The following is a 12999-nucleotide window of genomic DNA, read 5'->3' as shown; positions in this document are numbered from 1 at the left end:
AAAACAGGAAGGAAGTGATTAGATGGCTATCCCATCTATTTCAGTATATAAAATGCCAATTGAATCAGAACTACCAAAAAATAAAGTGAATTGGACACCAGATCCGAAACGTGCAGTACTTTTAATTCATGACATGCAAGAATATTTTCTTGATGCATATAGCGATAAAGAATCACCGAAAGTAGAACTTATTTCAAATATTAAAATGATAAGAGAAAAATGTAAGGAACTTGGTATACCAGTTGTTTATACAGCGCAACCTGGTGGGCAAACGTTAGAACAACGAGGTTTATTACAAGACTTTTGGGGTGACGGTATTCCTGCTGGACCAGATAAAAAGAAAATTGTTGATGAACTTACTCCTGATGAGGATGATATATTCCTAACAAAATGGAGATATAGTGCATTTAAAAAGACAAATCTATTAGAAATTTTACATGAACAAGGAAGAGATCAACTCATTATTTGCGGTATTTATGCGCATATTGGCTGCCTTTTAACAGCTTGTGAAGCATTTATGGATGGTATTCAGCCGTTCTTTGTAGCAGATGCAGTTGCTGATTTTTCACTAGAGCATCATAAACAAGCATTGGAGTATGCATCTAATAGATGTGCAGTAACGACATCAACAAGCCTACTGTTAAACGATTTACAAAGTGTCAAAGGTGATGAGAGTGAAGGGATCACTATACAGGAAGTGCATGAATTAGTTGCACAACTACTTCGTGAGCCAGTAGAGAGTATTGATATTGATGAGGACTTATTAAATAGAGGGCTTGATTCGGTCAGAATTATGAGTTTAGTAGAGAAGTGGCGTCGTGAAGGGAAAGAAATCACTTTTGCAGATTTAGCAGAACGTCCAACTGTTGCGGGTTGGTACAGTTTACTATCTTCACAAACAGCACAGGTGCTGTAACAAATAGACTACATAATAAAGGGGTAGTAAAGAATGCCTAACAGTCAAAAGATTCGTCATTCGTTATCATCTGCGCAGTCTGGCATGTGGTTTGCGCAACAATTAGATCCACTTAATCCGATTTATAATACTGGGGAATATGTAGAAATAAACGGAAATATGAATCAAGAAATTTTCGAATTAGCAGTACGTAAAGTTGTAATGGAAGCTGAGGCACTTCATGTTCGTTTCGAAGAAGATGAAATTGGCCCATGGCAAGTTATTGAAGAATCACAGTTTCATATGCATTTTATTGACGTTCGTAAAGAAGAAAATCCTGAAGAGGCTGCTAAAGCATGGATGAAAAATGATTTATCTATGCCATTCGATTTGAAAAAAGATACTTTATTTATTGAAGCGCTTATTCAAGTTGAAAATAATCGTTTCTTTTGGTATCAGCGCATCCATCACATTGTGATGGATGGCTATGGATTTTCACTTCTTAGCCAAAAGGTAGCGAATGAGTATACATCACTTATAGAAGAAACAAACAAGAATGAAAAGACATTTGGCTCTCTTGCAAAAGTTGTGCAAGAAGATATGGAGTATCGTGAGTCTAAACAATTTCAGGAAGATCGTGCTTTTTGGTTAGAAAAATTTGCGGATGAACCAGAAGCTGTAAGTTTGGCAGAACGAGCACCGAGAACATCAAATGGATTTTTACGCGAAACAGCTTGTTTATCTAGTTCTAGTACAAAAACTTTACTAGAAGATATCAATATTTCGTTAACAAGTTGGCCGGAATTCATTGTCGCTGTAACAAGTATTTATATGCATAAATTAACAGGTGAAAATGATATTGTTTTAGGTTTACCGATGATGGGGCGTCTAGGTTCTGCATCTATTCATACACCTAGTATGGTAATGAATTTAGTACCACTTCGTCTTACTGTAACTCCAAATATAACTCTCGTAGAATTATTACAGCAAGTTTCTAAAGAAATCCAAGATGTACGTCGCCATCATAAATACCGTCATGAGGAATTAAGAAGAGACTTAAAGTTATTAGGTGAAAATCAAAGATTATTTGGACCGTTAGTGAATGTTATGCCTTTTGATTACGGGCTTAACTTTGGTGGGAACCGTGGTATTACGCATAACTTATCAGCAGGACCTGTGGATGATTTATCGATAAATGTATATAAACGTTTTGATCAAAATGAGCTAATGATTCATTTTGATGCGAATCCGGAAGTATATAATGGTGCGGAGCTAGCATTGCATAAAGAAAGATTTATGCAATTATTAGAATTAATGATAAATGCTTATCAAAAAGACGAGTCGATTGGAAAGATAAATATTACTCTTCCTGAAGAAAATCATAAAGTTTTATTGGAATGGAATGAAACGAAGGAAGACGATGAGTTAATCAGTCTACCTATATCATTTGAAAAACAAGTGCAAAAAACTCCAAATAAACTAGCGATTACTTGTGACGGTGTAAACTTTACGTATAAAGAGCTAAATGAACGAGCGAATGAACTAGCACATTATTTAGTAGAAGAAGGAATACGACCAAATCAGCTTGTAGCTTTAGTATTTCCAAGATCAACGGAAATAGTGGTTAGTATGCTAGCAGTTTTAAAGGCTGGTGCAGCGTATTTACCAATAGATCCAGAATATCCAGCTGAGCGAATAAATTATATAGTAAATGATGCAAAACCAGTTTGTATCATAACACATTCATCTGTTTCATCTAAGTTAGTTATAAAAAATGATATAAAAAAAATTGTATTAGATGATGAAGAAACGAAACTAGCATTACATACATCTTCTCGTATGAATATAGCATGTAAGAATGATGTATCACTTTTAAACTCAGCCTATACAATATATACTTCAGGCTCAACAGGAAACCCAAAAGGTGTAATTGTTCCTATGAGAGGTTTAAGTAACTTTTTAATGGCTATGCAACAAAAGTTTTCGTTACATGAACATGATCATTTATTAGCAGTTACAACATTTGCGTTTGATATTTCTGCTCTAGAAATTTATTTACCTCTTATTAGTGGTGCGAGTTTAACAATTGCGCAAAAGGAAGACATACAAGAGCCTTCTGCATTAACGACACTTTTACATGAAGAAAGAGTGACCATTATGCAGGCTACACCGACGCTTTGGCAGGCGTTAGTAACTGATTATCCAGAGAAGTTACAAGGGCTAAATATACTTGTTGGTGGTGAAGCTCTTCCAGGGCATTTAGCAAATAAATTAAGAGAATTAGGCTGCTCAATAACTAATTTATATGGACCAACTGAAACGACGATTTGGTCTACCTTCATGAACATTGATGAAAGTGAAAAGGGGATACCTCCTATCGGAAAGCCAATTTGCAATACAGAAGTGTATGTATTGGATGCAGGGTTACAACCAGTTCCACCTGGAGTTATTGGTGAATTATATATTGCAGGGGAAGGACTTGCAAGCGGATATTTAGGAAAACCAGAGTTAACAGCTGAACGGTTTGTTGCAAATCCTTATGGAAAACCAGGGCAGCGCATGTACCGTACAGGTGATCTAGTAAAATGGCGCAGTGATGGTGTTTTAGAGTACATGAACCGCGCAGATCATCAAATTAAAATTCGTGGTTTCCGAATTGAATTAGCTGAAATCGAAATGGTAATACAACGACATGAAAATGTTAAGGAAGCAGTGGTTATGGTACGAGAAGATCGTCCCAATGATAAACGAATCATTGCGTATATTGTTGCCAAAGATAAGGAAATGATTAACCTTGCAGAAATTCGTTCTTATGTTTCAGAAAGTTTAGCGAATTATATGGTGCCATCAGCATTTGTATTGCTAGAAGAATTACCATTAACGCTAAATGGTAAGGTTGACAGAAAGAAATTACCTGCTCCTGATTTTAATGGAATGAACAATGAGAGGGTTGCTAGAAATCCGAAAGAAGAAATATTATGTCATTTATTTGCAGAAGTACTTAGTGTTTCTCGCATTAGCATTGATGATAATTTCTTTGAAATGGGTGGACATTCGCTTCTTGCATCGCGTTTAATGGCAAGAATTCGTGAAATGTTAAGTGTCGAATTAGGAATTGGAAAACTATTTGAATCGCCAACTGTTGCTGAATTAGCGAAACAATTGGATCAAGCGAAAACTGCAAGACCAGCGATTAAGAAAGTAAGAAGACCAAATGAAGTTCCACTTTCATTTGCACAACGTAGATTATGGTTCTTGAATTGTTTAGAAGGTCCAAGCCCTACTTATAATATTCCGTTAGTTATACGTTTGTCTGGAAAGTTGAACGAGGAAGCATTGCAAGGTGCCTTTAATGATGTAGTCGAGAAACATGAAACACTTAGAACAATTTTCCCTAACGTATTAGGTAGTTCCTACCAGGAAATTTTACATATGGAAAATTTAAATCTAGAAATGATTAAAACAAAAACATGTAAAGGTGAATTAGAAAGTGCACTTGCGGAAGCGGTAAGATATAGCTTTAACCTCGATGTTGAACCAGCAGTTCGTTTGCAACTTTTTACAGTGAGTGAAAACGAACATGTAATATTAATTCTATTACACCATATTGTAGGGGATGGCTGGTCATTACAACCGTTAACGAGAGATTTTACAGCGGCGTATAAAGCGCGATGTCAAGGTAACAAAGTACAGCTAGAGACACTTCCGGTTCAATACGCAGATTATGCACTTTGGCAACAACAATTGTTAGGGGATGAAACTACACAAGAAAGTCTCATTTCAACACAATTAGATTTTTGGAAGAAAGAGTTAAAGGGATTACCAGATCAATTGGAGTTGCCTACAGATTATCAGCGTCCAATGGAAACGAGTTACAGAGGAGAAACCATTCATTTTCATATAGATGCAGGTATGCATAGTAGGTTAGTAGAGCTCGCACGGAAAAACGGAGTTAGTTTGTTTATGGTATTGCAAGCAGGACTAAGTGCGCTATTTACAAGATTAGGTGCAGGTACTGATATACCAATTGGAAGTCCGATTGCTGGAAGAAATGATGATGTACTTTCAGATATTGTTGGTTTATTTGTAAATACGTTAGTGTTACGTACAAATACTTCAGGAGATCCAAGTTTTAAAGAATTATTGAATAGAGTGAAGGAGGCAAATCTTGCAGCTTATGAAAATCAAGATGTTCCATTTGAACGACTCGTTGAAGTGTTAAACCCGGTGCGTACTCGAAATAGTCATCCGCTATTTCAAGTTATGTTAGCTTTCCAAAATACGCCAGAAGCAATCTTTGATGTCCCGGATATAGAAGCGAGCCTTGAAATTCAAAGTGTTGGCTCTGCGAAGTTTGATTTAACATTTGAAATTAGTGAGAGTAACGGGGTTGATGGTACTCCGAACGGTTTACATGGATTACTAGAGTTTAGTACCGATTTATATAAACGTGAAACGGTTCAAAAACTAATAGAACGATTCATTTTGTTATTAGATGATGCGGCGACAAATCCGGATCAATCCATTGGCAGATTAGAAATATTAACTTTAGCAGAGAAAAATACAGTGTTAGAAAAGTGGAATGGTGGTTTTCAAATTGTACCAGAAATGACAGTATCACAATTATTTGAAAAACAGGTTCATATAAATCCAAATGCTATTGCTGTCGTCTTTGAAAATAAGAAATTAACTTATGAAGAGTTAAATAGAAAAGCAAATAAAATAGCTCGATTCCTAATAGCAAAAGGAATTGGTCCTGATCAACTCGTTGCTTTAGCGATGCCAAGATCATTAAACATGGTTGTAAGTTTATTAGCTGTTCTTAAAGCTGGTGCTGGATACCTTCCGTTAGATCCAGATTACCCAGCAGACCGTATTTCATTTATGCTACACGATGCGAAACCATCATGTGTTTTAACGAATTCAGAAGTGGAAATTGAATGTAATGAGGCACTAAAAGTTTTAGTTGATAATGTAAAAGTAATAGAAGAAATTGAGAAACATAGTGAAGACAATATTGATGAAATGGAGCGCGTGAAGCCATTAACTCCATCACATATTGCTTACGTTATTTATACATCAGGTTCAACAGGTAGACCGAAAGGTGTTATGATACCTCATCAAAATGTAGTAAGACTTTTAGGAGCAACTGATCATTGGTTCCAGTTTGATGGAAACGATGTGTGGACGATGTTCCATTCATATGCTTTTGATTTCTCGGTTTGGGAAATTTGGGGACCTTTATTATACGGAGGGCGTTTAGTTGTAGTTCCACATACTGTAAGTCGCTCGCCGAAAGAATTTTTACAACTTCTTGTTAAAGAAAAGGTAACTGTTTTAAACCAAACTCCATCAGCGTTCTATCAATTGATGCAAGCAGATCGTGAAAATGAAGAGATTGGCCAAAAATTATCTTTACGATATGTTGTTTTTGGAGGTGAGGCACTTGAGCTAAGTCGATTAGAAGATTGGTATAGTCGACATCCTCATGACGCACCGAAGCTTATTAATATGTACGGTATTACTGAGACGACAGTACATGTTAGTTATATTGAGTTAGACGAAACAATCGTTTCTTTACGAGCAAACAGTTTAATTGGGTGCAGTATACCTGACCTTAAAATATACGTATTAGATCATTATTTACAACCAGTGCCACCTGGAGTAGTGGGAGAAATGTATGTTGCAGGTGCAGGGCTTGCTCGTGGATATTTAGGAAGGGCAGGTTTAACTGCAGAACGTTTTATTGCAGATCCATTTGGCAAGCTAGGTACAAGAATGTATCGTACTGGAGACTTAGCTCGTTGGCGTCATGATGGGACGCTCGATTATATAGGACGTGCAGATCATCAAATAAAAATTCGCGGATTCCGAATTGAATTAGGAGAAATAGAAGCGGTCATAATGAAACACCCTACAGTTGAGCAAGTAGCAGTTATTGTACGGGAAGATCAACCAGGGGATAAACGATTAGTTTCTTATATCGTCGCATCAAATAATGAAGCGATTGATACGAATGAAATGCGTCTGTTTGCTAGTGGTAGTCTACCAGATTATATGGTTCCATATGCTTTTGTAGTAGTAAATGAGTTGCCTTTAACTCCAAATGGTAAATTAGATAGAAAGGCATTGCCAGTTCCAGAATTTATCGCATCATCTTCTAGTCGTGGACCAAGAACACCGCAAGAAGAACTGTTATGTGACTTGTTTACAGAAGTGCTAAGTGTACCTCAAATTGGAATTGATGACGGATTCTTTGATTTAGGTGGTCATTCACTCCTTGCAGTGCAGCTTATGAGCCGTATTAAAGAAGCGCTTGGGATCGAATTAAATATCGGAACTTTATTTGCAGCACCTACTGTTGCAGGCCTTGCTGAAAGACTTGAAGTGGGAAATGGACAAAGTGCACTCGATGTGTTGCTTCCGTTACGAGCAAGCGGAAACCAATTGCCACTATTTTGTGTACACCCAGCAGGTGGATTAAGTTGGTGCTATGCAGGACTTATGAAATCTTTAGGAACAGATTATCCAATCTACGGCGTGCAAGCACGTGGTATCGCTAAAAATGAAGAACTTCCAAGAAGTTTAGAGGAAATGGCAGCAGATTATTTAAAACACGTTCGTGAAGTACAGCCTCACGGACCATATCGTTTACTCGGTTGGTCGCTCGGAGGAAATGTTGTGCATGCAATGGCAGCGCAACTACAAAATGAAGGGGAAGAAGTAGAATTACTCGTTATGCTAGATTCTTATCCTGGTCACTTCCTACCGAATACGGAAGCGCCTACTGAAGAAGAAGCGTTAATCGCACTACTGGCTCTAGGTGGATATGATCCAGACAACATGGATGGCAAACCACTTACGATGGAAAGTGCGATTGAAATACTTCGTAAAGATGGAAGTGCATTAGCAAGTCTTGAAGAAGAGACCATTTTAAATTTGAAAGAAACATATGTAAATTCGGTAGGATTGTTAGGGAGATACGTACCGAAAGTTTATAACGGAGATATTTTATTCTTTAGATCTACTGTAATACCGGACTGGTTTGATCCTATCTCTCCAAATACATGGTTAAATTATTTAGACGGACAAATTGTGCAACATGATATTGATTGTAGACATAAAGATTTATGTCAACCAGGGCCACTTACGGAAATTGGACAAGTATTAGCGAAATATTTGCAGAATAAGAAAGGGGTAGGGAGAGTATGACGAATCCATTTGAAAATGATAATTACACATATAAAGTATTAATAAATGAGGAGGGCCAGTATTCTCTCTGGCCTGTCTTTCTTGATGTACCTATTGGGTGGAATGTCGTACATGAAGAAGCTAGCAGGCACGATTGCTTACAATATGTTGAGAATAACTGGAAAGATTTGAATCCAAAAAATAATCAAGCTGACGAAAAAATAATAGCAGGAAAACGATAATGAAAGAAAAAATAAATCCAAAAGTAGTGGTAAGTATCGTATATATAACAGCGATGTTTATGGCTGCTATGGATGCAACGATTGTAAATGCAGCACTACAAACGATAAGTAAGGAACTGCAAGTGCCACCATCTGCTATGGGGACAGTTAATGTTGGGTATTTAGTTAGCTTAGCTGTTTTCCTGCCGATTTCTGGTTGGCTAGGAGATCGATTCGGTACGAAAAGAGTATTTCTAACTGCTCTTTTCGTATTTACAACCGCATCTGCGTTATGTGGGATAGCGAACGATATTACTTCATTGAATATTTTTCGTATTATTCAAGGTGCTGGTGGGGGGCTTCTAACACCAGTTGGGATGGCGATGTTATTCCGAACATTTTCACCAGAGGAAAGGCCGAGAATTTCTCGGTTTATTGTGTTGCCAATTGCTGTCGCACCGGCAGTAGGACCAATTATTGGTGGCTTTTTTGTAGATCAAATGTCTTGGCGCTGGGCATTTTATATTAATTTACCATTTGGAATTATGGCGTTACTATTCGGTCTTCTATTTTTAAAAGAGCATATTGAAAGATCAGCTGGTCGCTTTGATTACCTCGGTTTTGTTTTTTCAGCACCAGGGTTTGCGATGCTAATCTATGCGCTCAGTCAAGGACCATCAAGAGGCTGGATTTCTACAGAGGTTATAAGTACTGGAATAGCTGGGATTGTATTTATTACACTGTTTATCATTGTAGAACTTAAAGTAAAGCAACCGATGCTAGATTTACGCTTATTCAAAGAACCAATCTTTAGAAAAATGAGTCTTATTTCATTGTTTTCTTCAGCTGGTTTACTAGGAATGTTATTTGTTTTTCCGCTTATGTATCAAAATGTAATAGGGGTATCCGCACTGGAATCAGGCCTTACTACATTCCCAGAGGCCATTGGATTAATGATATCGTCACAGATCGTACCATGGTCATATAAGAAATTAGGAGCTCGTAAGGTAATTTCTATAGGGTTAATTTGTACGGCAATTATCTTTATTTTATTAAGTTTTGTAAATCACGATACGAACCCTTGGCAAATACGGGTATTATTGTTTGGCATAGGTATTTTCTTAGGCCAATCAGTTGGAGCAGTTCAATTTTCTGCATTTAACAATATAACGCCGCCTTCTATGGGGAGAGCAACTACTATATTTAATGTGCAAAATCGATTAGGTTCAGCGATAGGAGTTGCTGTTTTAGCTAGTATACTAGCCGGTTTTGGAAATAGCAGTGTACAACATAATACTCATTCAGATTTATTGCCATATCAAGCAGCATTAATTGGATCAGCAATATTTTTACTCGTAGCATTACTATTTTCTTTACGTATTTCTGATAAAGAGGTAATGTCAAAAAAGAAGAAAAAACCGTTACCTGTATTACAAAAAGAGAAAGAAATTGTCAATGAATAAGTTTGGTAATATTATTTTGGAATAAATCTACATTGGGTATTTAGAAGGAGAGAGTTTACATGATAGAAAGTAAAGTTGTAGATTCTATACCAATTTTGAATGAGAATGATTGTCAAATATGGTGGGGAAGAATTTCGGATTTACAATCATGGCATTACAATTTACTAAATGATGTTGAACGAGAAAAAGCAAATTCATATCATCATTCGGCAGATCGTGCCCGTTTTATAATAGGCTGTGTAATTAGTAGATTAGTTCTAGGTAAAATGCTTTCTATGTCGCCAGTTCAAGTTCCAATTAATCGAATGTGCCCAGTATGTAAGCTACAACATGGTAGACCACAATTACCAGAGGGGATGCCGCAGTTATCGGTTTCACATTCGGGTGAGTGGGTTGTTGTTGCATTTACAAAGTCTGCACCTGTAGGCGTTGATGTTGAACAAATGAATCCAAATGTTGATGTTATGAAAATGGCAGAAGGCGTATTAACCGACATTGAAATAGCGCAAGTTATGAAATTACCTAATGAACAAAAAATAGAAGGTTTTTTAACATATTGGACTAGAAAGGAAGCTGTGCTCAAAGCGACAGGTGAAGGTCTAATGATTCCACCAGTGGATATTACTATATCAGCTCCAAATGATTCTCCAAACTTGTTAGTTTTTAAGGATAGACAAGAGTTAGTAGAAAATACAGTGATGAGAGATTTAAGGCCAAGTGTAGATTATATGGCTTCAATTGCAACATTTAGTAAAGAAGTCACCGAAATCATACAGCTGGATGCAGTAGCGCTTTTAAATTATAAATAAGTTTAATAAAATATTTTATAGAAGAGGTGTTCCTCATGCTAGTAGCGGAAAATAGAACAAATGAATTCACTTATAATGTACAAGCAATTAAAAATATTTTATTTTCTGGAGATACATCATCTATTCATGCTTTAGAAAAGTTATTGAATGATACAGTTCAGTTTGATGTTCTAGAACAAGAGGTGCTGGATAGACAGTATATCCCGAAAGAAGCAAAGAGTTTCTTTGATAAAAACGGAACATTTCTTTACCGTGTATCCAATATTAGTTATAAAGGAAAAGTATTATCTGAAAATCTCATTTTTGCGGATACCTCGTTTTTACCAAATACAATAAAGAGGGAGCTAGAGAGTGGAAACATTCCAGTTGAAAAACTTATAGAAAAGATGGAAGTAAGAAGGAACGTATTATATGAAGGATATCAGCCTTCTGGGAATATTATTGAATTGTTCGATGGATGCTCTGTTTCGGCGCATGTGTATCCAACAAGAAAATATCAAATTGTAAGTAACTGCAGATGCATATTTTATATTTGCGAGGTGTATCATGCAGAAAATATAAAGCAATTACTAAATTAAAACAAGAAACCAGCCTATAAAATGGCTGGTTTCTTGTTTATTTCACAGCTTCTTTTAACTCTTTACCTGCTTTAAATGCAGGAACTTTACCAGCAGCGATTTGAATTTCTTCGCCGGTTTGTGGATTACGTCCTGTACGAGCAGATCTTTCACGTACTTCAAAAGTTCCAAAGCCGATTAATTGAACTTTATCGCCAGACTGTAATGCAGTAGCAATTGTGTCAAATACAGATTGTACAGCTGCAGAAGCATCCTTTTGAGAAATATCAGCTGATTGTGCGACATTTTTAATTAATTCTGTTTTGTTCATGTTTTCACCTCATAAAAAAATTTTTTGGAATGAATGATTTAGTATAATAGATAGTAAAGATAAAGCTATTTATATTGTTAGAAAGAATGCTATATAGTTATGTTAATTTCGTTGCAAGAAACTGAATCCCTGCTAACAATTAGGGATTAATTAAGAATTGATGAATAGAAAACGCTGTAATATGAGGATGAGGGGGAGTATACGGATGATTTTTCGTGAAAAGGATGAGAAAGAAAGTATATTAATTCGTCAACATGATCATGGTTTTTTAGCTGGAGAGATTGCAAAGCATATAAAAGAAGATTTTTTTGAAGATGATACATATTTAAAAGAGACAATTGATGCAATATATGAGCATGATAGAGGATGGATAGAACTTGATAAAGTACCAATTTTGAATGATGCTAAAAATATCCCATATACATTTATGGATTGTCCAAGTTCATTACGCTTTGTCTTTTATACGATTGGTTTGAATGAAATTGAAGATTCCAATCCATACGGAGCATTACTTTGTAGTAAGCATTTTTTATCATTTCCATTAAATGAGGAAGATGAAGAGATGATGACATTTTATGCAGGTGAATTGAAACGACAAAAAAGAATATTGACAACGCTAACAAAAGAGCAATTTGTGATGTTCGATAAGCATTATAGATTATTAAAGTTTTGCGATGAACTTTCTTTATATGTCTGTATGAATAAACCAGGTGTAGAAAAGGAAGAGGAAATTGATTTGTTTAAAGATGGTTTTGAAGGAACAGAAATGTTTAATAGTAAAGAGGAGAAACCTATTCAAGCTGAATGGATAGATGAGGAAACTATTCGGATTACACCGTTTCCATTTCAAACGGAATTTCATACACATGTAAAATATAAAACTATAGATAAACGTGAAATTGAAGAAAAAGGAATTGTAAAGGCTGATAGAGAATCAGAAATGAAGAAACAAACTATTCGTTTCATACAATAAGGAGGCGATTTCGATTGAAAGAGTACATGTTAAAACAAGTGGATTACCATGCTTGGGCTAATCTACGATTATTCAATCGACTAAAAGAATTACCAAACTATGATACTATTTTTACTGAACAGATGCAGAGTGTATTTCCATCAATCAAGGATACGTTTGCCCATATTTATATTACAGATCAAGTGTGGTTACACATATTGCATGGTAAAAGTATGAATGAAGCAATACAAGGCCGAGAAGAATTACGAAAACAAATGGAAAACAAATCGTTACATGAATTAGAAAAAATGTTTGAAAACATGGCAAATCAATATAAAGACTTTTTAAGTACAATACAAGATGTGAATGCTGTATTTGTTATCGAGAATCCATATGTAGGAAAATTAGAAACTTCAATTTTAGAGTTAGTACAACATGTTGTAAATCATGGTACATATCATAGAGGAAATATAACAGCGATGATCCGTCAACTTGGTCATTCGTCGACAATGATGGATTTTGTTCTGTATTTACATATGGTTAAAAAGCAGGGAGAGTAATATAGTTTATAAGAAGGAGA

The 12999-nt window shown here is 35.9% G+C and carries 9 protein-coding genes; 8 read left to right on the top strand and 1 reads right to left on the bottom strand.

The window, feature by feature from the left end; translation table 11 throughout:
- Positions 1 to 22: 22 nt before the first annotated feature.
- Genes ACTFRN_RS25465 through ACTFRN_RS25440 form a run of 6 tightly spaced genes read left to right on the top strand, consistent with a single transcriptional unit; the run spans position 23 to position 11157 of the window.
- The gene (locus ACTFRN_RS25465) at positions 23 to 916 is read left to right on the top strand and encodes an isochorismatase (protein WP_001007250.1); all 894 of its coding nucleotides are present in this window, start codon (positions 23 to 25) and stop codon (positions 914 to 916) included.
- Between the two features lie 33 nt (positions 917 to 949).
- On the top strand, positions 950 to 8107 hold the full coding sequence (locus ACTFRN_RS25460) for an amino acid adenylation domain-containing protein (RefSeq protein ID WP_088106712.1): 7158 nt from the start codon (positions 950 to 952) through the stop codon (positions 8105 to 8107).
- A complete protein-coding gene (locus ACTFRN_RS25455) occupies positions 8104 to 8328 on the top strand; it encodes an MbtH family protein (RefSeq protein WP_000184062.1) in 225 nt (74 codons plus the stop codon). Before ACTFRN_RS25460 ends, ACTFRN_RS25455 begins: the two co-directional genes overlap by 4 nt.
- Positions 8328 to 9770 (top strand): MDR family MFS transporter, encoded by a 1443-nt coding sequence (locus ACTFRN_RS25450; protein WP_088106711.1) that lies wholly within the window; start codon positions 8328 to 8330, stop codon positions 9768 to 9770. Before ACTFRN_RS25455 ends, ACTFRN_RS25450 begins: the two co-directional genes overlap by 1 nt.
- 59 nt (positions 9771 to 9829) lie before the next feature.
- Positions 9830 to 10579, top strand: coding sequence for a 4'-phosphopantetheinyl transferase Sfp (gene sfp / locus ACTFRN_RS25445; protein ID WP_074568334.1), 750 nt, complete (start codon positions 9830 to 9832; stop codon positions 10577 to 10579).
- Between the two features lie 35 nt (positions 10580 to 10614).
- Entirely contained in the window at positions 10615 to 11157 is a 543-nt protein-coding gene (locus ACTFRN_RS25440; protein WP_014893764.1) for a hypothetical protein, read from the top strand.
- Between the two features lie 37 nt (positions 11158 to 11194).
- Here ACTFRN_RS25440 and ACTFRN_RS25435 read toward each other — a convergent pair whose 3' ends face one another.
- Complete coding sequence (locus ACTFRN_RS25435) at positions 11195 to 11467, bottom strand: HU family DNA-binding protein (RefSeq protein ID WP_001043907.1); 273 nt, start codon at positions 11465 to 11467, stop codon at positions 11195 to 11197.
- 205 nt (positions 11468 to 11672) lie between these two features.
- Between ACTFRN_RS25435 and ACTFRN_RS25430 the strand changes: the two genes are divergently transcribed.
- Both ACTFRN_RS25430 and ACTFRN_RS25425 read left to right on the top strand, forming a co-directional pair.
- Complete coding sequence (locus ACTFRN_RS25430) at positions 11673 to 12440, top strand: DUF3891 family protein (protein ID WP_014893763.1); 768 nt, start codon at positions 11673 to 11675, stop codon at positions 12438 to 12440.
- A gap of 14 nt (positions 12441 to 12454) precedes the next feature.
- Positions 12455 to 12979 carry a DinB family protein gene (locus ACTFRN_RS25425; RefSeq protein WP_000666444.1) on the top strand — a complete coding sequence of 175 codons (525 nt, stop codon included), beginning with the start codon at positions 12455 to 12457 and terminating at the stop codon, positions 12977 to 12979.
- Positions 12980 to 12999 lie beyond the last annotated feature (20 nt).

Origin of the sequence: Bacillus cereus group sp. MYBK245-2 (assembly GCF_051916145.1) — a bacterium.
Lineage (GTDB): Bacteria > Bacillota > Bacilli > Bacillales > Bacillaceae_G > Bacillus_A > Bacillus_A pacificus.
This window is presented reverse-complemented; position numbering and strand designations above follow the sequence as displayed.